This window comes from Acinetobacter sp. YH12251 (assembly GCF_013417465.1).
Lineage (GTDB): Bacteria > Pseudomonadota > Gammaproteobacteria > Pseudomonadales > Moraxellaceae > Acinetobacter > Acinetobacter amyesii.
The window spans coordinates 475,463-495,776 of the sequence record NZ_VPDZ01000002.1 but is presented as its reverse complement, the minus strand read 5'-3'; the positions used below and the strand labels follow the sequence as shown (position 1 = coordinate 495,776).

The 20,314-nt window shown below is 39.3% G+C and carries 25 protein-coding genes; 14 read left to right on the top strand and 11 right to left on the bottom strand.

Features of this window, described 5'->3' with window-relative positions:
- Positions 1-22: 22 nt before the first annotated feature.
- The 3 genes from FTV27_RS03095 (at position 23) to FTV27_RS03085 (ending at position 1,410) form a co-directional block, all read left to right on the top strand.
- Positions 23-400: a DUF2750 domain-containing protein gene (locus FTV27_RS03095; protein ID WP_180007275.1), complete on the top strand. Its 378-nt coding sequence runs from the start codon at positions 23-25 to the stop codon at positions 398-400.
- A gap of 106 nt (positions 401-506) precedes the next feature.
- Complete coding sequence (locus FTV27_RS03090; protein ID WP_180077040.1) at positions 507-938, top strand: CBS domain-containing protein; 432 nt, start codon at positions 507-509, stop codon at positions 936-938.
- A gap of 121 nt (positions 939-1,059) precedes the next feature.
- The gene (locus FTV27_RS03085; protein ID WP_180077039.1) at positions 1,060-1,410 is read left to right on the top strand and encodes a hypothetical protein; all 351 of its coding nucleotides are present in this window, start codon (positions 1,060-1,062) and stop codon (positions 1,408-1,410) included.
- A 9-nt stretch (positions 1,411-1,419) separates the two neighbouring features.
- Here FTV27_RS03085 and trpB read toward each other — a convergent pair whose 3' ends face one another.
- The 10 genes from trpB to FTV27_RS03035 form a co-directional block, all read right to left on the bottom strand.
- Positions 1,420-2,628: a tryptophan synthase subunit beta gene (gene trpB / locus FTV27_RS03080; protein ID WP_180077038.1), complete on the bottom strand. Its 1,209-nt coding sequence runs from the start codon at positions 2,626-2,628 to the stop codon at positions 1,420-1,422.
- A 131-nt stretch (positions 2,629-2,759) separates the two neighbouring features.
- Complete coding sequence (locus FTV27_RS03075; protein ID WP_180077037.1) at positions 2,760-3,947, bottom strand: VWA domain-containing protein; 1,188 nt, start codon at positions 3,945-3,947, stop codon at positions 2,760-2,762.
- Positions 3,948-4,150: 203 nt separating this feature from the next.
- A complete protein-coding gene (locus FTV27_RS03070; RefSeq protein ID WP_180035770.1) occupies positions 4,151-4,534 on the bottom strand; it encodes a hypothetical protein in 384 nt (127 codons plus the stop codon).
- A 147-nt stretch (positions 4,535-4,681) separates the two neighbouring features.
- Positions 4,682-5,533, bottom strand: coding sequence for a MoxR family ATPase (locus FTV27_RS03065; RefSeq protein WP_180011248.1), 852 nt, complete (start codon positions 5,531-5,533; stop codon positions 4,682-4,684).
- 21 nt (positions 5,534-5,554) lie between these two features.
- Positions 5,555-5,938: a hypothetical protein gene (locus tag FTV27_RS03060; protein WP_180077036.1), complete on the bottom strand. Its 384-nt coding sequence runs from the start codon at positions 5,936-5,938 to the stop codon at positions 5,555-5,557.
- Positions 5,939-5,959: 21 nt separating this feature from the next.
- The gene (locus tag FTV27_RS03055) at positions 5,960-6,268 is read right to left on the bottom strand and encodes a YcgL domain-containing protein (RefSeq protein WP_180011296.1); all 309 of its coding nucleotides are present in this window, start codon (positions 6,266-6,268) and stop codon (positions 5,960-5,962) included.
- 124 nt (positions 6,269-6,392) lie between these two features.
- Positions 6,393-7,535, bottom strand: a complete 1,143-nt coding sequence (locus FTV27_RS03050; protein ID WP_180077035.1) for an HRDC domain-containing protein — start codon at positions 7,533-7,535, stop codon at positions 6,393-6,395.
- 201 nt (positions 7,536-7,736) lie between these two features.
- Entirely contained in the window at positions 7,737-8,333 is a 597-nt protein-coding gene (gene recR, locus FTV27_RS03045) for a recombination mediator RecR (RefSeq protein WP_078188505.1), read from the bottom strand.
- A 12-nt stretch (positions 8,334-8,345) separates the two neighbouring features.
- Positions 8,346-8,675, bottom strand: coding sequence for a YbaB/EbfC family nucleoid-associated protein (locus FTV27_RS03040; protein WP_180074039.1), 330 nt, complete (start codon positions 8,673-8,675; stop codon positions 8,346-8,348).
- A gap of 32 nt (positions 8,676-8,707) precedes the next feature.
- Positions 8,708-9,895, bottom strand: coding sequence for an O-succinylhomoserine sulfhydrylase (locus FTV27_RS03035; protein WP_180077034.1), 1,188 nt, complete (start codon positions 9,893-9,895; stop codon positions 8,708-8,710).
- 142 nt (positions 9,896-10,037) lie between these two features.
- Here FTV27_RS03035 and FTV27_RS03030 point away from each other — a divergent pair, with 142 nt between their 5' ends.
- The 11 genes from FTV27_RS03030 to FTV27_RS02980 all read left to right on the top strand — a co-directional run bounded on the left by FTV27_RS03030 (position 10,038) and on the right by FTV27_RS02980 (position 18,889).
- The gene (locus FTV27_RS03030; protein WP_180077033.1) at positions 10,038-11,132 is read left to right on the top strand and encodes an alpha/beta fold hydrolase; all 1,095 of its coding nucleotides are present in this window, start codon (positions 10,038-10,040) and stop codon (positions 11,130-11,132) included.
- Positions 11,133-11,150: 18 nt separating this feature from the next.
- Complete coding sequence (locus FTV27_RS03025) at positions 11,151-12,023, top strand: NAD(P)-dependent oxidoreductase (RefSeq protein ID WP_180077032.1); 873 nt, start codon at positions 11,151-11,153, stop codon at positions 12,021-12,023.
- A gap of 88 nt (positions 12,024-12,111) precedes the next feature.
- Positions 12,112-12,381 (top strand): YARHG domain-containing protein, encoded by a 270-nt coding sequence (locus FTV27_RS03020; protein ID WP_078188510.1) that lies wholly within the window; start codon positions 12,112-12,114, stop codon positions 12,379-12,381.
- Between the two features lie 31 nt (positions 12,382-12,412).
- A complete protein-coding gene (locus FTV27_RS03015; protein ID WP_078188511.1) occupies positions 12,413-12,826 on the top strand; it encodes an HIT family protein in 414 nt (137 codons plus the stop codon).
- Positions 12,827-13,138: 312 nt separating this feature from the next.
- Positions 13,139-14,218: a porin gene (locus FTV27_RS03010; protein WP_180077031.1), complete on the top strand. Its 1,080-nt coding sequence runs from the start codon at positions 13,139-13,141 to the stop codon at positions 14,216-14,218.
- 525 nt (positions 14,219-14,743) lie between these two features.
- Positions 14,744-14,935 (top strand): cytochrome oxidase putative small subunit CydP, encoded by a 192-nt coding sequence (gene cydP / locus FTV27_RS03005; protein ID WP_078188513.1) that lies wholly within the window; start codon positions 14,744-14,746, stop codon positions 14,933-14,935.
- Positions 14,935-16,521 (top strand): cytochrome ubiquinol oxidase subunit I, encoded by a 1,587-nt coding sequence (locus tag FTV27_RS03000; protein ID WP_168378621.1) that lies wholly within the window; start codon positions 14,935-14,937, stop codon positions 16,519-16,521. The genes cydP and FTV27_RS03000 overlap by 1 nt, the downstream gene beginning before the upstream one ends.
- On the top strand, positions 16,518-17,663 hold the full coding sequence (gene cydB, locus FTV27_RS02995; RefSeq protein ID WP_078188515.1) for a cytochrome d ubiquinol oxidase subunit II: 1,146 nt from the start codon (positions 16,518-16,520) through the stop codon (positions 17,661-17,663). The genes FTV27_RS03000 and cydB overlap by 4 nt, the downstream gene beginning before the upstream one ends.
- A gap of 24 nt (positions 17,664-17,687) precedes the next feature.
- A complete protein-coding gene (gene cydX, locus FTV27_RS02990) occupies positions 17,688-17,789 on the top strand; it encodes a cytochrome bd-I oxidase subunit CydX (RefSeq protein WP_002120988.1) in 102 nt (33 codons plus the stop codon).
- 3 nt (positions 17,790-17,792) lie between these two features.
- Positions 17,793-18,095: a cyd operon YbgE family protein gene (locus tag FTV27_RS02985; RefSeq protein WP_078188516.1), complete on the top strand. Its 303-nt coding sequence runs from the start codon at positions 17,793-17,795 to the stop codon at positions 18,093-18,095.
- A gap of 221 nt (positions 18,096-18,316) precedes the next feature.
- Positions 18,317-18,889 carry a hypothetical protein gene (locus FTV27_RS02980; RefSeq protein WP_180077030.1) on the top strand — a complete coding sequence of 191 codons (573 nt, stop codon included), beginning with the start codon at positions 18,317-18,319 and terminating at the stop codon, positions 18,887-18,889.
- A gap of 229 nt (positions 18,890-19,118) precedes the next feature.
- On the opposite strand, the gene rodA is transcribed toward FTV27_RS02980, so the two are convergent.
- Positions 19,119-20,255, bottom strand: a complete 1,137-nt coding sequence (gene rodA / locus FTV27_RS02975) for a rod shape-determining protein RodA (protein ID WP_078193916.1) — start codon at positions 20,253-20,255, stop codon at positions 19,119-19,121.
- Positions 20,256-20,314 lie beyond the last annotated feature (59 nt).

Here is a 20,314-nt window from a genome sequence, read left to right as displayed (position 1 = left end):
CATCAACAACACGCTGCATATGATGTCTAAATTAAAGCAATATAAACCTATTCCAAAAGATTTATTTTTCAAAATTAGTATTTTAAAAACCATGATGTACTGTGGAGTCCTTTGGGGTCTCTACCACCAACAAGGTTGGGCAATGACCAGCGATCAAGATCATATTATCTTCCCGTTTTGGTTAAATGGCATTCAAGCGCATAAATATGCCAAAAAGCATTGGCCCAACTACACTCCACGACGCATTACACCACAAGATTTTGAGGCATCGCTATTACCGACATTAACACGTCTTAAAGTCATCCCTGCGTTGCATAGCTCTAGCCACATCCGTCTCAAGCTCACAACCTCGCAAATGCGTTTATTCTTTTTTAACCAAAATAAGATTCAAATGGCATAAAACCCTCAGTGCATGTTTGACCCCAACATGCACTGAAAAGTATTTGCTTTTTTCAAATTTCGCGCTAATTTAAATTAAACAAAAACTACTATAAAGGAATGAAAATATGACTACAGTTGCCCAAGTACTTAAAGACAAAGCTTATCAAGAAATCTACACCATCACCCCAGATGCGACTGTACTCGAAGCCATTTCCCTGATGGCACAAAAAGGCATTGGTGCCCTCGTTGTGATCCATGAAGACACAGTTGTTGGGATTTTGTCTGAGCGTGATTACACACGTAAAATCGCCCTGATGGAAAGAACATCTTTCAATACCTCTGTCAGCGAAATTATGACGGGTAGTGTCATCACCGTGACAAGTGCAGCGACTGTCGAAGAATGTTTAGAACTTATGACAGATCGCCATTTACGTCATTTACCTGTGGTTGAGGAACAGAAATTAACTGGCTTAATCTCCATCGGCGACCTTGTAAAAGCAGCAATGGATGATCAACGCAAACTGATCGAACAGCTTCAACAATATATTTCTGGCTAAACTCAAAAATCCCCCTTGATAAGCTTTAAGGGGGAATTCCAAATATCAATAATTTATATAACTCACATTTTGTAATGACATAAACATTACAAATTAATTACTTTTCTCAATTTCCTTTCTTATGTTTGAATCCGCTTTAGATAAATTAGACCAACTAGATGCCATCATTTTAGAATTAGAACGCTTAATGTTATCGATGAAAGACGATGAGCTGCTGCAATACCACCGACGTACGATCAATTTAGAGATTGCATCTTCTATCACAGAAATTTTAGATGCAAAGGCAATTATTTATGTACTACATCCTGAGTTAATTTCAATTTCATCAAGCTTTGACCATATTTTTTATAAAAATTACGTCAAAAAAAATATCCCAGTTAAAAACTGGGATACTTCGAATATAGATCGGGCTATACAACTGCAAAAGATTTTTGCGTCATCAACAGATGATGAGCAACTTAGTCTTTTTTAATGGCAGTAATTAATTTAAACCTAATTTTTCAGCCACATAGTCTGAGTCTTTATCGCCACGGCCTGAAACGTTAACGACAATCTTCACATCTTTGGCAAGTTTTGGCGCTTCACGAATTGCCCAAGCAACCGCATGTGAACTTTCTAGTGCAGGAACAATACCTTCCACACGTGAAAGCATCATGAATGCATCTAAACACTCTTGGTCTGTCGCTGTTGTATATTCAACACGGCCTAGGTCTTTTAACAAACTATGTTGTGGCCCCACTCCTGGATAGTCCAGACCTGATGCAATTGAATGCACTGGCAATGGTTCACCTTGTTCATCTTCAAGGACATAACATGCCATGCCATGAATTTGACTTGGCTTACCCAATGTCAACGTCGCAGAATGCATATTGGTATCTAAACCATGGCCTGCAGGCTCTACGCCTACGAGTTTGACATCGGAGTCATTCAGGAATGCTGTAAATGCACCAACAGCATTGGATCCACCACCCACGCATGCAACGACATAGTCAGGATTTGCACCAAATCGATCATTGGCTTGAATTTTAATTTCATCACCAATAATGGACTGGAAGTCACGAACCATTTTCGGGAATGGATGTGGGCCAACCACTGAGCCAATCGCATAAATAAAATTGGTTGGATCTTTTAAATATTCTTCAAAAGCGCTATCTACTGCATCTTTAAGCGTAGCTGTACCACGAGTGACAGAGATTAGGTTGGCACCTAAAATCTTCATTTTCACTACGTTTGGATGTTCTTTTTCAATATCCACTTGCCCCATGTGAATTTCACATGGAATGCCCACCAAGGCACAAGCCGTTGCCAATGCTACACCATGCTGACCTGCGCCAGTTTCTGCAATCACTTTGGTTTTACCCATGTATTTTGCTAACAAAGCTTCGCCAAGGCAGTGGTTAATTTTATGTGCGCCAGTATGGTTAAGATCTTCACGCTTGAGGTAGATTTGTGCCCCACCTAATTTGTTAGACAAGCGCTTCGCATAAAACAATGGGCTTGGACGTCCAACATAGTGTGCAAACAAATCCTTCAATTCATTTTGAAATTCCTCTGTATGACGAATTTGCTCATAAGCAACATTAATGTCATCCATTGCCTGTTTTAAATCTGGTGGAATGAACTGCCCACCGTATTTACCGAAGAAACCTTCTTCATTAGGTAATGCGATACCATTAATTTGATGATCCATCATATTTCCTTCATGTTGTATGCAGAACAAAGACTTTTAAATACTATCCAATTTTGAAAATAAGAAACAATGCAAAATTGGAGTATGTAATATAAACATCATTGATAAGAAAAAGTATCGTTTTTAACGCTTTAGCGCGCTAAATATTTCGTCATATCTTCCACGCCTTTTAGGGTCATTGGGAACATATGATCTTCAAAGATTTGTTTAATCGCAGCTATGGTTTGGGTGTAGTGCCAATAACTTTCTTCTTCGGGGTTTAACCATGCTGTTTTATCAAAGTGATTGCGTAAGCGCTGTAACCACACCTGACCCGCTTCATCATTCATATACTCCACAGAACCACCTACAGAGTTCAACTCATACGGTGCCATACTTGCATCACCGACCACGATGACGCGGTAATCACGCCCATAGGTATTGAATAGATCCCAAGTATTCATACGCGTGCTTGAACGGCGAATATTATCTTTCCACACATAGTCATATAAACAGTTATGGAAATAGAAATAATCTAAGGTTTTAAATTCAGTTTTAGCCGCGGTAAAGAGCTTCTCACATTGGGCAATATGTGAATCCATCGAGCCCCCAACATCAAACAGCATCAAGACTTTAATGCGGTTACGTCGTTCAGGAACCAACTGCACATCCAAAATTCCTTGTTTGGCTGTTTCACGAATGGTTCCGTCGATATCTAGCTCTTCTGCTGCACCTTGGCGGGCAAATTTACGCAAACGACGCAAAGCCATCTGCATCTGACGACTACCGAGAATCTGCTCATGATCTAGATTTCGGTATTGACGTTGTTCCCAAACTTTCACCGCAGATCGTTTACGACCAGGCCCACCGATACGCACACCTTCAGGATGGTCACCATAGGCACCAAAGGGCGAGGTACCGCCCGTACCGATCATCCGATTACCACCTTGATGCTTTTTATGCTGTTCGCGTAAACGCTCTTCAAGCATTTTCATCAATTCTTCTAATGATCCGGCTTTTTTTAATTCTTCTCGTTGTTCAGGTGTTAGATGTTTTTCGATGAGTTCGAGATCAAACCAATCCTTTGGCAATTTATGCACCTGATTTAATAGTTCATCCAAATCAAAGGTGGCAATACCGTCAAAATAGTCTTTCATTGCACGGTCGAACTTATCAAAGTAACGCTCATCTTTGACCATAACGGTTTTTGCAAGCTGATAAAATTCATTTTGATCTGCAAAGACCAGCCCTGCTGCCACTGCTTGGTTCAAGTCAATCAATTCACGAGTTGAAACAGGAACACCGTATTTTCGAAGGGTATAAAACAATCGCACAAACATAGGCGAATAAAATCCAATAAAAATTAAATATCAGGAGGTCAAATCCAGTGTGAATGCATGTGATCTTGTTATTTCATCTGCAACTGAGTCTTGCCTTTACATCCACCATTATGAAAAATTGATCCCTACAAGTAAAGCCAAAAGCTTTTACTGCGTGTTCATATACGTTGCCCTCCTACCCAAAGAAACACATACAGCATGATTTATTCGCAAGTCGCATTTCTATTATTAAGCGATTGTTTAAGAGTTTCATATTTGTGTTGAACATTGAGGCGATCTTGCTGCAAATGTTCAATAGATACGATTTTATGAAAACCTTGATGGTTTCTATAGCGGTTAAAGTCACTTAGATGCAAGATCACAAAATCATAGTATTTCAGCTCAAGTACAGTTGCAGCACAGGCCTTTTGCTGAATGGCCGTTTGAGCTGCGAGATGATCTGATTTATCAATGAGCTTTTCTTTAAGTTGATGTTCTGCAACTTGCGCCCAATACGCATCCTGGAGTAGCTGTTGATGCTGCTGTTCAAACTGAGCATCATCCATCGCATAGCTAAAACTAGAAAAATAAAAACTCGCAACCAACAAGAGTGCTGCCGACTTAAACCTCCTAGGTACAGCTAAATGTACACGTGATACGTATGCGCTTGTCTGTATAATTCACCTTTACATTTTTAATGCTCAAAATAAAAGCCGGATAACCGGCTTTTAAATCTTTGATAGAATTGATATCAATTAACGACGTGACATAAATGCTAGACGTTCAAGCAATTGCACATCTTGTTCGTTCTTAATCAAGGCACCATAAAGTGGTGGAATTGATTTCGATTTATCCGTATTTCGTAAAATATCTTCTGGCATATCATCCGCCATCAACAAACTCAACCAATCAATCAACTCAGAGGTTGAAGGCGGTTTCTTTAAACCCGGAATTTGACGTAATTTAAAGAAAATTTGTAGTGCTTCAGAGACCAAGGTATTTGAAATATTTTCAAAATGTACATCGATGATTTCACGCATGGTTGCTTCGTCAGGGAATTCAATATAATGAAAGAAACAACGACGCAAGAAGGCATCTGGAAGTTCTTTTTCATTATTTGAAGTAATGATCACGATTGGACGTTGTGTTGCCGTAATCGTTTCACCCGTCTCATACACAAAGAAGGACATTTTATCGAGTTCATGCAGCAAATCATTAGGGAATTCGATATCTGCTTTATCAATCTCGTCAATTAGAAGTACACAACGTTCTTCACTGGTGAACGCTTCCCAAAGCTTACCCGGCTTAATATAGTTTTTAATGTCATAAACACGGTCATCACCCAACTGACTATCACGTAGACGAGATACGGCGTCATACTCGTATAAACCTTGTTGAGCCTTGGTTGTAGATTTGATATGCCACGTAATGAGCTTAAGCCCTAAGCTTTCAGCCACTTGTTCGGCTAAAAGAGTTTTACCTGTCCCCGGCTCACCTTTAACCAAAAGTGGCTTTTGCAATGAACGTGCAGCTTTTACTGCAAGTTTTAAGCTATCGGTCGCAATATATTGATCTGTACCAGTAAATTGTTGAGTTTCAACAGACATGATATAACCTTATTTTTTTATTTAAAGCGGTGAAATTTTCTTGTTAACAACGTGCTGTGGTTTCGCTGCATTGTATTTGGTCCAAAAATAACCAAGGACTAAACCAATACCCACCACAAAGAGAATCAGCGATAGATTCAACCAAACCAATGGCTGATCTTTTGTTAATACACCAAAAATCAAACCAAAAATCGCAGGTGCGATCGCTGCATTTGAACCTTCAGAAACGGTTGGTGTTAATAAAATAGCAAATACGATAAGCCAACCAATGGCACCGATCGATTTGGGTAAGCGCTTCATCAGCCCATACCAACACAACAAAGCAATTACAGCCCCACCTAGGTAAACCGTAATTGCAATACTGCTTTCAGGAATTGAGTCCAATACCGATACTACACCATTCATTTTCACAACTCCTGAATTAACTTAAGCGCCGCGCAAGCCTTCTGGCTCAACTGCATTTGGGTCAATTAAACCTTCTGGAGGCATTTGAATAAAGAATCCTTTTGTTTCAATAGAATCTATGACGTGTAATACGTTCACACGTGCAAGTTTGCGTGATTCACTGAGTTCTAGATCCATGACAAATGTGGCACGACCAAATGCTGTACGTAATGCATCAGGCATTACTGCAAGCGGATCTGTCGCTTCAGTTTCGTTTTCATTAACTTCAGGACGAGCAATATAAAGATACATTTCATCTTTTTTGCTCGATTTGTAGATAGAACAGTACATAATTGAATCAATACTCATTAAACGCAAGGCAAAGGATACATCAAAAAAAAGACTGATACATTAGTGTTTATTAACGCATCAGTCGTGAATTTGTATAAGTGATAGTTCTTTAATCAATCAGAACTTATTCCATCACTTTCATTTGACCAGAAAGATAGCTTTCATCGGCATGCAGCACTTCAATTAAAGGCTTCGTCAGCAAATCATAGCGCCAGCCCAACAAATAACTCGGTAAATCTTGTTCATCATTATGAAAAACCACATGCTGATACAAAGCATTTAACCATTTTTTGCGCATTAAAACTTCTTTAGGCACAGAGGTTTCTTGTACTGCACGCTGAATAACGGTATCGACGCGTGAACCAATATCCTGAGAAGAGTGACGAATTGGACGTGCCATACGCAGCGGCCATTCAGCTTGTTCAGGTAAAAACTTCAACAAATCTAAAATAATTTTACCATGCTCACGCACAATGTTCGGACGAATGTCTTTCACCGCACTCAATTGAAAATTATTTTTTGGATTTTTTTCAACCATATCAATGATGGTTGAGTTTTTAAGAATAAAGCTACGTGGCTGATTTAAGGCTTTCACCATTTGCTCACGCCAAACGGCCAATTGCTGAATTTGCATGAGCTGACGACGTGAATGTCGATAATTACCAATATCGTGATACAGCAAATGGATCGGCGTTTCAGTGCCAATTTCATAAGTTAAATTTTTGCAGTCCTCAAGCACACAATTTAATAAACTTTTCGCAGCCAATTCATCCTGAATCGTATGGCTTAAATTCATTAAATAATGTACATCATTCGCTGCATAGTTCAATTGCTCGGCACTGAGTGGACGAGCCAACCAATCTGAACGTGTCTGATCTTTATCTATATCTACATCGAGCATAGTTTTTAAGGCATTTTGATAGCTGACTTGTAAGCCATGCCCTAAAAATGACATCCCAACTTGGGTATCAAAGACATTTTCTAAAGACTTATGCTGTGCATAGTGATAAATCAGGTCGATATCTTCACTACATGCATGAAAAATGTTTTGCTGAGCTGCAAATAATTTTTGCCAGAATTGGCTTAAATCGAGGGTTGTACCATCAAGTAAATACACCTGATTTTGTACATTAATTTGGAAAAGTCCAAGTTTGGGCCACAGGGTATCTACTTTTATAAACTCGGTGTCGAGTCCGTAAATCGAGCTTTGGTCCATAAGATTTAAAACGCAATTTAAATCTGGCTGATTTTGAATGAATTGATACATAAGTTGCTGAGTCTAATTTTAGATGCTCTATGAGCTTATATTAACTGATATATATTATTTATCTATAAGGAAAAACGTTATTTTAGTGACTTATTTCCTTTATTTAGCTTTTTTATTCATTGTAAACAAAAACTTTAATCGTTATTAAGTATAAATAATTAGATAAAAATTATACAAAGCGAAACGAGTTTCGCTCTATATTTACTTCATTCGCATTCGGTTATGCACGGCCTGACTTAAGGTATGACTATCCACATATTCAAGCTCACCACCCTGTGGTACACCCTGTGCAATACGGGTCATTTGTATTGGTAAATGTTTAGTCGCTTCAACCAAATAATGTGCTGTCGCTTGACCTTCAACTGTTGCATTGGTCGCCAAGATCACTTCCTGCACTTTACCATCACTTAGTCGTTGAATTAAATATGGGATACCAATTTCGTCGGGGCCAATACCGTCGAGTGGCGACAAATGCCCACCCAATACATGATATTTCCCTCTAAAACTACCACTTTGCTCGATTGCCATGACATCTGCAGGAGATTCAACCACACAAAGCAGTTGATCATCACGCTCTGAAGAGACGCAAATGTTGCATACTTCATCTTCAGTCAATGAATGGCAAATGGAACATTCATGAATATAGTTGGTTGCTTCAGTCAAGGCATGTGCCAGACCGACAGCGCCTTCCCTGTTTTTCATGATTAAGTGCAGTGCCATACGTTGAGCCGACTTTGGCCCAACGCTTGGTAAAATACGCAATGCCTGTACAAGTTGATCAAAACGATCACTAAACATTTAACGTATTCCTTAGAATAAACCTGAAAGACCTGGTGGAAGACCCATACCAGAGTTTGCAGATTTCAGTTTTTCTTCTGAAATCGCTTCAGCTTGACGTGAAGCATCATTCATTGCTGCTGCAATTAAGTCTTCAATCATATCTGCATCATCTTGAAGTAGTTCAGGATTGATTTCGATACGTTTCACTACATGACGTGCAGTCATAGTAACTTTAACCAGACCACCACCTGCTTCAGCGTGAACTTCAACTTGTGCAAGCTCTTCCTTGGCTTTTTTAATGTTGCTCTCAACTTCTTTTTGCATGCGTTGAGCTTGCTGCATGAGCATATTAATGTTCATAAAAATCTCCGAACAAAACTGATGAATTCACTTTAGATAAGATCTAAACCGCGTGAAAGATCGCGAATAATATCATTAATATCTTCTAAACCAACAGATACGCGAATTAAACCTTCGCTAATCCCTGCTGCTTTTTTCGCTTCTGCTGACATTCTGCCATGAGAAGTCGTTGCAGGATGGGTAATTGTTGACTTAACATCACCCAAGTTACTTGTAATAGAAAGGAACTTAGTATTATCAATCACTGTCCAAGCGCCTTCACGTTCGCCTTTCACAACAAACGATACAACTCCGCCAAAGCCTTTTTGTTGTTTTTTCGCCAACTCATGACCTTCGTGATTTGGAAGTCCCGCATAGTACACTTTTTCAACTTTCGGGTGTGCATCCAACCATTCAGCTAAAGTCTGAGCACTTACACAGTGAGCTTTCATACGTAAGCTTAAAGTTTCTAGGCCTTTCAGGAAGATCCATGCATTGAATGGACTCATCGAGTTACCCAGTGTACGAATAACACCTGTAATCTCTTCCATCAATTTTGCACTACCTACAACAGCACCACCGAGCGCACGACCTTGACCATCAATATATTTTGTTGATGAGTAGATCACGAGGTCCGCACCAAATTTAATCGGTTGCTGTAACACCGGTGTACAGAAAGTATTATCGACTGCAAATAATGCCCCATGCGCATGCGCAATATCAGCAATGGCTTGTAAATCCCCTACTTGAGCTAATGGGTTTGACGGTGTTTCAATAAACAAGAGGCGTGTCGTTGGACGAATCGCTTGTTTCCAAGCATCTAAATCTTCCAAATCAACAAAAGTAACGTCAACACCAAATTTGATGACATATTTTTCAAACAGAGAAATGATCGAACCAAAGACAGCACGTGAACACACCACATGATCGCCAGCTTTCAAATATGCCAAAGTGATCGCGTGTACGCCCGCCATACCTGAACTTGTCGCAACAGCGGCTTCAGCACCATCCAAAACAGCTAAACGTTTTTCGAAAGCTTGTACAGTTGGATTGGTATAACGTGAATAGGTATTGCCTTCAATTTGACCTGAAAATTTTGCTGCGGCATCTGCTGCACTTTCACAAACAAATGATGAAGTCAGGAAAATTGGCTCACTATGTTCACCCTCAAAAGTACGAGTATGACCTGTACGAATCGCTAAAGTCTCTAATTGGTATTCGATGTCGTCTTGTTGGCTCATCTGTATTACTCAGTCGCGAAGAACTGCCTTTGTGAAGAATTGCCAATATTTTGAGCGTCTAAGCTATTTAAGGTCAAGGTAAAATACTAAATTATCGCTTAGACTTCGACCAATCCTACAAGGACTTAGGCAATTGACAGTTATGCACCCTTTCAAACAGAAATTTCTGGCGCAGCAAAAGAAAATTAAACACTTGTCTACACGTGTGTTTAATGCAAAATCGTTGGTCCTTTCTCAATCGACACCCTATGAAGTAATTACTGAATATAAACATGCAAAAGTTCGGTATTACGCTTCGCCTGATCGTAAATACAAAGAACCCTTAGTGTTTGTTGCTCCACTGGCCATCAATATGGCGATTTATGATTTGTATCCATATCGCTCATTGGTTAAACATTTTCAACACAGTGGCTTTGATGTCTATTTGCTGGAATGGGGAAAATTAAACTATCAAGATCGTTTCTTAAATTTTCTATCGTTTATTGATGATGTGATTCCACATTGTATTGATCAAATTTGTGAGCATGCAGATAGTCGATACATCTCGCTACACGGTTGGAGTATGGCTGGAGTCTTTGTCACGCTGTATACCGCATTACATCAACCTGAACATGTTAAAAATCTAATGGTGATGGGCGCGCCGATTGATAGCTATGCCTCAGGTCGTATCGGAAAGCTATTTCAAAAAACCAATCGCTTGCTTTCACGTAGTAAGAATTTACAAGATACGGTCTACACAGGGAAAATCCCTAAACATTTTATCCATACACCGGGTGTGCTCAATGCGATTGGATTTAAAATCGTCGATCCACTGGGTTGGTTCAAAAGCCAAAAACAATTTTTATCTAACTTAGATAATCTGCATGATCTGTATGAACATGCAACCATGGGCGATTTTCTCAATCACATGATTGACTATCCGGGTGGAATTAACCAAGACATGGTGTTCAATGTTTGGCTACAAAATCCACTTAAAAACGGCATTATTCAATTGAAAGATAAAGTTATTAAATTAAAAAATATCCACTGCTCTTTGTTGATTGGCGCGGGTTCTACCGATCAAATCGTTACTGCTGATGCAGCAAGTCCTTTAGGCGAATTGACAAGTAGTCAAGATGTCACGTTTACTCTCATTCCCGGTGGTCACCTCGGCCTGATGTCGAGTCAAAAAAGTGCCAATCAATTTTGGCCAACTTTGACCCAGTGGCTTACACAAAGATCCAGTTTATTGAAATAAAAAATTTAGAGGGTAAAGATGATTCAGTCAGTTGCATTTATCGGATTGGGCGCAATGGGTTACCGTATGGCAGCGCACCTACCAAAACAGTTCGACACGGTTTATGTCTGGAATCGAAACTTTACCAAGGCAGAGCAACATGCTGCTGAATTTGGTACGCAAGCGGTTGCATTAGAGCAAGCAGTACAAGCGGACATTATTTTTTCATGCCTACCCATCAGCCAAGATGTTGAAAATTTAATTGCGAGTGTGACGCTGAAATCAGGCTCGATTTGGGTCGACTGTACCAGCGGTGTGCCAGAATCTGCAAAAAAACTCGCTTCAGCCTTAAAGCAACAAAACGTTTCATTCTTAGACGCCCCTGTGAGTGGACAAACCATTGGCGCTGAAACGGGAACATTAACTGTCATGATTGGTGGTGACGCAGCAGCCTTTGAACGTGCATTACCTGCGATCCAAACATTTGGCAGACTGATTAAACATGTGGGTGAACCGGGTGCGGGTTTTGCTGTTAAAGCTGTAAACAACATGTTAATGGCTGTAAATCTTTGTGCAGTTGCTGAAGGATTCACCACCTTAAAAGCGCATGGCGTGGACTTACACCAGGCACTCGATTGTATTAATGCATCGAGCGGTAAAAGCAACGTGACCGAAACTGTTTTACCTCAGCGCGTACTGAATCGTAGCTTCCCATTAACCTTTGCACTTCCATTACTTGCAAAAGATACGGGAATTGCTGTTGATCTGGTGCGACAAGGAAAACTTTCAGCACCTGTGCTCTCTTTGACGCAAAATTTAATCCAAGCAGCAAGCGATCAAGCTGAAGAAAACAGTGATTTTTCAAGCGCTATGATTATGTATGAAAAATGGAGTAAAATTACAATTGAGTAATATCTCGCCATTGAATAACGATAAATAACCATCATATTGTACTCTAGTGTCATAACACACATTGTTACAAATGACAGAGGAAACTCGCATGAACAAATTTACCCTCGCAACTTTGCTAGGTGCTGTAACTTTAATCGGGGCTTCTACTGCTGTTTTAGCATCTGAGCAAGAATGCCAAAAGTTGAAAAATGACCATGATGTGATTTATGCGTCGAAAGGTTTCTGCTTTAAAGATCCTGATGCTAAAGCGAAGTTTGGCAATGACAATTGCTACACAACTAAGCCTAAATTTTCAGAAAAAGAGCAACAACGACTTGACGCGATCAAAGATCGTCAGAAAGAATTGAACTGTAAATAATTACGATTCAATTCGCTCAAGGAATTTAGCAATGACTTATGATGATCAAAATATTTTTGCTCGGATTTTACGCGGAGAACTTCCTGCGTTTAAAGTCTATGAAGATGATCAAGTACTCGCTTTTATGGATGTCATGCCACAGGCCGAAGGTCATACGCTCGTAATTCCTAAAACCCCTGCTATTACGCTGCTTGATTTAGATCCAGAAGCGGCTGCTTATACCATTCAGGTTGCTCAAAAAGTTGCGAAAGCAATGGAAAAAGCTTTAGACGTGAAAGGTATCGTATTGATGCAGTTGTCTGGCGCTGCTGCGGGTCAAACTGTTCCGCATGTGCATTTCCACCTAATTCCGACTTCAGTGCATGAATTAGGTAAACATGCCGCACAAATGGGCGATATGGAAAAAATTAAAGCCATTGGCGAAAAAATCAAAGCAGCACTTTAAGTTCAATTGAGTTTAAAGTGATGATCAATGGAGCTTCGGCTCCATTTTTTATATCTACACTATTACGCTAACTATTTTTAGCTTTAAACAACTTAATGTTCAATTCAACTATAAACACTTAATAAATATTCATTTTTATAAATATAAAAACAATTTAAACCAAAAATCACCTTTCACCGTTTTGAAATATTTCCTTAATAGAACTGTCTTATTTGTAATGAATACTTAGCGCCATTAGATAGCGAAATTACTTCTATCCAAGCTACTGATAAAACATATTGATATGACTGGAAAAGTCTTCTGGAGCTTCAAATGAAAAAAACTCTATGTGCATTAGCAATCGGGGCAACAATTCTTACACCAATGATGGCATCTGCTGCAGATGTAAAAATTTATGGCCGTGCACATGTCTCTCTTGACTATCTAGATGATGGTAAAGATTACAACGAAGTTGGTCTTTCTTCTAACGCTTCACGCTTAGGCTTCAAAGTAGATCAAAAAATTAATGATGACCTCAACGTATTCGCTCAAATTGAGCAAGAAGTAAACTTTGCAAGCGGTAGCCAAGACAGCAAAGGTGTAGATTTTTCAACACGTGACACATTCGTGGGTTTAAAAAGTTCAACTTATGGTCAAGCACGTGTAGGTCGTTTTGACAGCCCATTTAAAGTCGCACGTAGCCCTGTGAACTTCTTCGGTGACATGGTTGGCGACGTTCGTAACGTAACACGTGTAGGCAACTTAAAATTTGATGAACGTAATGAAAACACCATTGAATATAAATCGCCAAAATTTGGCGGTGGTTTCAATGTATTAGCTGCAATGTCGATGCATTCAGGTACACAAATTGACCGTGACGCAGATGGCGAAGGCAAAGATGATAACAAAGCCTATGACCTTGCTCTAACTTATAAAGAAGGCCCAATTGATTTTGCAGCAGCATACGAAAAGTATGATGAAAATGCAGCAAACGCAGCAGGTGGCGCAAGTCGAGATGCATTCCGTATTGCCGGTGCATATAAGTTAACTGAAGAATTGAACTTGGGTGCTTTATACCAAATTGCGAAACACGACAACGATACAGCCAACCCAGATGCTCAAGTTTTCGGTGTTGCTGGCGAATATAAAGTAACGCCTAAAACCTCAGTACGCGGTGAATATTTCTACCGTGACGTCGATGCTGATGATGCTAATGCAAGCTTGATCGGTGTGGGTGTAGAACATAAGTTGGATAGCACATTACGCGTATATGGCAACTTAGCAACTGTGCTTAACGACAAAAACTCTAAACTCAACCCTTGGAAAGAAGGTCGTAGCTTCGGTAACGGTATTTCAGGGATCGGTGATGAAAATGCAACTGCACTTTCTCTTGGTCTGCGTTACGACTTCTAAGCTGCAATACCCCCTAAAAAAGACATACTCCGGTATGTCTTTTTTTTTACTCAAATGTAGTGTCTCAAGACTAAAATAAGCTAAGTTCATCATGTATCAAATATTTAAAAAGTATTTAAAAAAACTTAGTCCAACCTCTTTAACATTAACCATATAGAGATCGTTTAACAGCACTACATGAATAGCCCATTTTTTTAGCAAAACTTAAACATAACAAATAAAAATCTTATTCACTCAATAAGGATTCTCATTATTAATAATGTAACTTTTAGTAAATATAGTAAATTAGTCAGAATTTAAAATATAAATATAAGCGTTTTAGTCGGATTTAAAATAATTAAACACAAGTGTTTTAGTCAAGTATTTAAAATAAAAAAATTAGTTTATTTTTTAACTAATAAGCACTATAAGTAATTGTATTTAAATTACTTAATAATATATTTTTATTTTAACTGTTCAACCTATTTGCTTTTTGTATATATTTGTTAATAATATAGTACAAGTTTAAAGAATAGGCTTATCTCCATGAGCTTAAAATTCAAAGATTTAAATCGTCGTGTGGTCAGAGAAATAACCGCAATACTAATAATTAAAGTGATTATTTTAATGATCATTAAGAACATCTGGTTTGACGCCCCTACTATCCCTAAAAACTTTGACAATCAAGTTGCCGAGCATATTGCTGGCAGTCCTTCCCAAATCAAGGAGACACGTTGATGATTTCTGAAAGCGTGGTCGATCTTTCGCGGTTCCAATTTGCAATGACCGCGATGTATCACTTTATTTTTGTTCCACTGACTTTAGGTCTGGCTTTTATTCTTGCCATTATGGAAACCACCTATGTGATTTCTGGCAAAGAAATTTATAAAGACATGACTAAATTTTGGGGAAAACTCTTCGGTATTAACTTCGCATTAGGTGTTACTACTGGTTTGACCATGGAGTTTCAGTTCGGTACTAACTGGGCGTATTACTCACACTATGTCGGTGATATTTTCGGTGCACCATTAGCCATTGAAGGTCTGATGGCATTCTTCCTTGAATCAACATTTATTGGTTTATTCTTTTTCGGCTGGGATCGCCTATCTAAAGTTCAGCATTTGGCTGTCACTTGGTTAGTTGCACTTGGCTCGAACATGTCTGCACTATGGATTTTAGTGGCAAATGGTTGGATGCAAAACCCTGTCGGTTCCGCGTTTAACTATGAAACCATGCGTATGGAAATGGTGGACTTCGGTGCACTGATTTTCAACCCTGTGGCTCAGGTTAAATTCGTACATACCGTATCTGCAGGTTATGTGACTGGTGCTATTTTCGTACTGGCAATTTCAAGTTACTACTTATTGAAAAAGCGTGACTTGCCATTTGCGCGTCGTTCATTCGCTATCGCTGCTATCTTTGGTTTAGCGTCTACACTTTCAGTGATCTTACTAGGTGATGAATCTGGTTATGAAATTGGTGACGTACAAAAAACTAAACTTGCTGCGATTGAAGCTGAATGGGACACTCACCCAGCTCCAGCGCCATTTACTTTGTTTGGTATTCCAAATAAAGAAACTATGTCTACTGACTACGCGATCAAAATTCCTTATGTCATGGGGATTATCGCAACACGTTCAACTGACAAAGAAGTAACAGGTATTAAAGACCTGATCGTACAACACGAAGCACGTATTCGTAACGGTATGGTGGCTTACTCACAGTTAGAACAACTTCGTGCAGGCGATACTTCTCCTGAACTTAAAGCAGCATTTGCTGAGTCTCAAAAAGACTTGGGTTATGGTTTGCTTCTGAAAAAATACACAGACAAAGTGGTCGATGCTTCTGATGATCAAATCAAAGCTGCTGCAAAAGACACTATTCCACATGTTCCAAGCTTGTTCTGGGCATTCCGTGCAATGGTTGCTTCTGGCTTCTTAATGCTCCTTCTGTTTGTACTGGCTACCTTTGCTGTCGGTAAACGTAATGCAGAAAACAAACCATGGTTATTGAAATTTGCCTTGTTTGCACTTCCACTCCCTTGGATTGCTGCGCAAACAGGTTGGTATGTTGCTGAAGTGGGCCGTCAACCATGGACCATTGGTGAAGTCCTACCTACACACCTTTCAGCTTCTAGCTTAAGTACTGGTGATGTATGGGGTTCTATCCTTGCATTAGCAGCGTTCTACACTGTACTGCTGATCATTGAAATGTACTTAATGATTAAATTCTCACGCCTTGGCCCAAGTTCTCTACATACTGGTAAATACCACTTCGAGAAACTTGAAGCTGCAAAAAAGGCAAATGAGGAGGCTCAAGCATGATCGAATATGAATTACTCAAAATCATTTGGTGGGTTTTAGTCGGTGTCCTACTGATCGGCTTCGCCCTCACCGATGGCTTCGATATGGGCTCAATGGCGATCATGCCATTCGTAGGTAAAAAAGACGAAGAACGTCGTGCGGCAATCAATACGATTGCCCCACACTGGGACGGTAACCAAGTGTGGTTTATTACTGCCGGTGGTGCGCTGTTTGCAGCATGGCCAATGGTATATGCGACTGCATTCTCAGGCATGTACTGGGCACTGTTACTGGTACTCTTCGCCCTCTTCTTACGTCCAGTCGGTTTTGATTACCGTTCTAAACTCGAAAATACCAAGTGGCGTAATTCTTGGGACTGGGGTTTAGCAATTGGTGGTGCCGTTCCTGCCCTCGTATTTGGTGTTGCGTTTGGTAATATGTTCCTTGGTGTTCCATTCACTATGGACGAAACTGTTCGCTCAACTTATACAGGTAGCTTCTTTGCGCTGCTTAACCCATTTGCTTTAGTTTGCGGTATTGTGAGTTTATCTATGCTTTGCGCACACGGTGGTGCATGGCTCATGCTTCGTACAGACGGCGACCTACGTGCACGCTCAGCAAAAGCGACTCAGCTTATGGGTATCGTATTTTTGGTTTGCTTCTTACTGGCTGGCGCATGGTTATACTTCGGTAATATCCAAGGCTACACATTAGCGCAACCGTTTGACACAAATGGCGTTGCAAACCCATTGGCTAAAGAAGTGATCACCAATGCCAACCCAGGTTGGATGAACAATTACAGTACTTATCCGATTACTATGATTGCGCCAATCATGGCTATTTTAGGTGCTTTGATCATTATCCTTGCCGCAGGTAAAGGTAAAGCAGGTTTTAGCTTCCTTGGTTCAAGCTTGGCAGTCATTGGCGCAATCTTAACTGCTGGTTTTGCATTGTTCCCTTTCCTTATGCCATCGAGCATCAACCCAACTGTAAGTTTGACTATGTGGGATGCGGTATCAAGTAAAAATACACTGACTGTGATGACTGTTGCCGCGTGTATTTTTGTCCCAATTATCCTGTGCTACACAACTTGGTGTTACTACAAGATGTGGGGTGTGGTCACTAACAAACATATTGAAGAGAATTCACACAGCCTATACTAAGGCTGTGTCTAAGGAGAAAAGACGATGTGGTATTTTGCTTGGATTCTCGGTATTTTGATGGCATGTTTTGCAGGTGTACTTAGTGCGCTTTACATCGAACATCATCAAGATCTAGATGAGGAATAACAAATGACTGATGCTGCTGTAGAAAAATCACTTGTAGAAAAGAAGCCAAATAAATTTGCAATGGTCATTTCCTGCCTGTTAGCTTTTCCTTTGGCAGCCGTGTTACTTGTACATCCTGCTGCCATGCTGGATGACAATGGTGGATATAGCCATCGAGCGCTGATGTTCATCATGATAGGTATTTCAGGTGGTTTTGTGCATGGTGTGGGTTTTACACCACACCATTGGTTCTGGAAATGGCTTTTTAGCCCCTTCCTCGCTTGGCCACTGATGTTATGGGGCTACTACACATGGTTCCTACATTAATTAATATCTAAATAAAGCCCTCATTTGAGGGCTTTATTTTTTGTTTTAAATGACAGAACTTTTTTAAATCCTACAGATAAATAAAAAATATTTCGATCTTAGTTGGGCACTTTAAAGTTTGTATGATCACCATTATGTTAAATAAAATCGTATATCTGTTTTATGCTTTTTTATATATCTCATTTATAATCAGATATATATGAGAATTAAGAATTTCTTTAATGGCTATACACAAAACAAACTCTATTACGAATTACTTAGATAATATTGCTCCATTTTATTATTTTTTGATTTTCCCCTTTGTTGTAGCCTTAATGGTAATTTGCTTTGATTTCGAGTTCAGCGGGATTTTTTCCAACACACAACAACTTCAAGTTTCATCAAAACATAGGTTTTTAAACGATTTTTTTGCTTTATGTACTTGGATTACAATTTTTCTTATATTTTTCAGCCGAAAGTTTTTTGGCTTAAAACCAGATATCCAATTACAGGTACAAAACGCTGTTATTAAACAGATAAGAACTCGTGATGGTCACGCAATGTACAGTACAACTATGCTTTGTTTCTTCATTTTTTTTATCATTTGTATTAGCTCAACTTGGTTTCCGAGTGATCCTATGCAGCCTGAAATCGGCACTAAAGGATATGCTTTAAAAAAAGCTTTATATTCAGCTAAACCAGGATTTATTTTGTTTATTCAATATTTTAAATATACTTTAAGTCTCCTATTTACTCTTGTATTGGTACATATTTTAGATGCTCGAAAAATTATAAAAGAGCAAACGTTGAATTAGGATTTCATAAAATTTAAATAATACTCGTTAAACAAAACACATTTAATTTCTTTTTAAATAAAAGTCCTAACTATAGAAAAAACACCATTCCACCGAATGAAGCTTTTTAATTTATTTGAACATTTCATGACTATTTCAATAGTCAATTTTTCGCAGTTTTATCTCGTCTATTTTAAATCTCAAGCAAAAAAAACCGGATATAAATCCGGCTTAATGTAATGCATTCTATTTAACGATGCGTATGAATCGACATCACAATCCCCATCCCTGCGAGCATCGCAATTACAGCTGTACCACCATAACTCATCAACGGTAGTGGATCACCTGTTACCGGTAAAATCCCACTGACCATACCCGAGTTTAAAAATACAAAAAAGAAGAAAGTTAATCCTATCGCTCCTGCATAAAGTCGTCCAAAATTATGGAAGCAATTTAGTCCAATAATCAAACAGCGAACAATAATTGCTGTAAACAAACTAAATAAAAGAAATACACCAATAAAGCCAAACTCTTCAGCATAGGTCGACATAATAAAGTCAGTATGATGCTCTGGCAGATAGCCCAAGTGCGACTGCGTCCCTTCGGTATAACCCTTACCCATTAACCCGCCTGAACCAATGGCAATTTTAGATTGAATAATGTTCCAACCTGCACCAAGCGCGTCAGATTCAGGGTCAAATAACGTCAGTACACGTTTTTTCTGATATTCCTGTAAAAAAAACATCCAAAGTACAGGTGCTGCAATTGCAAAGGCGGTTAAAGCACCTGCAATTAAACGCCAAGACATACCACTTAAAAATAAAACAAAAATACCCGGAATAATCAAACCAATATTCAAGTCGGGCTGTAAAGCGACCAATGCAAATGGAATCAATAATAAAATTAATGCCCCGACAATTTGTAAAAATTTCGGTGGAAAAGGTTTTCGCGCAAAATACCACGCCATCATCAGTGGCATGGCAAATTTCATAAACTCACTCGGCTGCATACTGCCGATACCCGGTAAGCTAATCCAGCGTTTCGCCCCCATCCTTTTTTCACCAATAACAAGAACCAACAACAGTAAAAATATACCGATGGCATATAAGTACGGACTCATAGATTGGTAAACTTTGGGTGGAATTTGCGCGCAGATCAACATCACAATAAAGCCCACACCAAAACTTGTGGCTTGGCGTAGTACCATTCCCGAATCTTCCGCGGTCGCACTATAGACAACCATCAGCCCCAATATTGCATTGAGTACCAAGAAGCAAAGTAACCACGGGTCTAAATGAAGTTTAGCCCATCGAGAAGAATCGTGTTTTATACTGCGGCCATCACGTAATGACTGACGTAAAAAACGATACTGTTGAGAAGGGATCATTGCGAAACAGATCTAAAAAGGATGCGGGAATTATAGATTAAAGCGACAGTAAAAATCAC

Bases quoted from the DNA above. Each gene is read 5' to 3' on its own strand.
- FTV27_RS03095 (WP_180007275.1), top strand. From the start codon at position 23: ATGTCTAAATTAAAGCAATATAAACCTATTCCAAAAGATTTATTTTTC.
- FTV27_RS03090 (WP_180077040.1), top strand. From the start codon at position 507: ATGACTACAGTTGCCCAAGTACTTAAAGACAAAGCTTATCAAGAAATC.
- FTV27_RS03085 (WP_180077039.1), top strand. From the start codon at position 1,060: ATGTTTGAATCCGCTTTAGATAAATTAGACCAACTAGATGCCATCATT.
- trpB (WP_180077038.1), bottom strand. From the start codon at position 2,628: ATGGATCATCAAATTAATGGTATCGCATTACCTAATGAAGAAGGTTTC.
- FTV27_RS03075 (WP_180077037.1), bottom strand. From the start codon at position 3,947: ATGTTTGTGCGATTGTTTTATACCCTTCGAAAATACGGTGTTCCTGTT.
- FTV27_RS03065 (WP_180011248.1), bottom strand. From the start codon at position 5,533: ATGTCTGTTGAAACTCAACAATTTACTGGTACAGATCAATATATTGCG.
- FTV27_RS03060 (WP_180077036.1), bottom strand. From the start codon at position 5,938: ATGAATGGTGTAGTATCGGTATTGGACTCAATTCCTGAAAGCAGTATT.
- FTV27_RS03055 (WP_180011296.1), bottom strand. From the start codon at position 6,268: ATGTACTGTTCTATCTACAAATCGAGCAAAAAAGATGAAATGTATCTT.
- FTV27_RS03050 (WP_180077035.1), bottom strand. From the start codon at position 7,535: ATGTATCAATTCATTCAAAATCAGCCAGATTTAAATTGCGTTTTAAAT.
- recR (WP_078188505.1), bottom strand. From the start codon at position 8,333: ATGTTTAGTGATCGTTTTGATCAACTTGTACAGGCATTGCGTATTTTA.
- FTV27_RS03040 (WP_180074039.1), bottom strand. From the start codon at position 8,675: ATGAACATTAATATGCTCATGCAGCAAGCTCAACGCATGCAAAAAGAA.
- FTV27_RS03035 (WP_180077034.1), bottom strand. From the start codon at position 9,895: ATGAGCCAACAAGACGACATCGAATACCAATTAGAGACTTTAGCGATT.
- FTV27_RS03030 (WP_180077033.1), top strand. From the start codon at position 10,038: ATGCACCCTTTCAAACAGAAATTTCTGGCGCAGCAAAAGAAAATTAAA.
- FTV27_RS03025 (WP_180077032.1), top strand. From the start codon at position 11,151: ATGATTCAGTCAGTTGCATTTATCGGATTGGGCGCAATGGGTTACCGT.
- FTV27_RS03020 (WP_078188510.1), top strand. From the start codon at position 12,112: ATGAACAAATTTACCCTCGCAACTTTGCTAGGTGCTGTAACTTTAATC.
- FTV27_RS03015 (WP_078188511.1), top strand. From the start codon at position 12,413: ATGACTTATGATGATCAAAATATTTTTGCTCGGATTTTACGCGGAGAA.
- FTV27_RS03010 (WP_180077031.1), top strand. From the start codon at position 13,139: ATGAAAAAAACTCTATGTGCATTAGCAATCGGGGCAACAATTCTTACA.
- cydP (WP_078188513.1), top strand. From the start codon at position 14,744: ATGAGCTTAAAATTCAAAGATTTAAATCGTCGTGTGGTCAGAGAAATA.
- FTV27_RS03000 (WP_168378621.1), top strand. From the start codon at position 14,935: ATGATTTCTGAAAGCGTGGTCGATCTTTCGCGGTTCCAATTTGCAATG.
- cydB (WP_078188515.1), top strand. From the start codon at position 16,518: ATGATCGAATATGAATTACTCAAAATCATTTGGTGGGTTTTAGTCGGT.
- cydX (WP_002120988.1), top strand. From the start codon at position 17,688: ATGTGGTATTTTGCTTGGATTCTCGGTATTTTGATGGCATGTTTTGCA.
- FTV27_RS02985 (WP_078188516.1), top strand. From the start codon at position 17,793: ATGACTGATGCTGCTGTAGAAAAATCACTTGTAGAAAAGAAGCCAAAT.
- FTV27_RS02980 (WP_180077030.1), top strand. From the start codon at position 18,317: ATGGCTATACACAAAACAAACTCTATTACGAATTACTTAGATAATATT.
- rodA (WP_078193916.1), bottom strand. From the start codon at position 20,255: ATGATCCCTTCTCAACAGTATCGTTTTTTACGTCAGTCATTACGTGAT.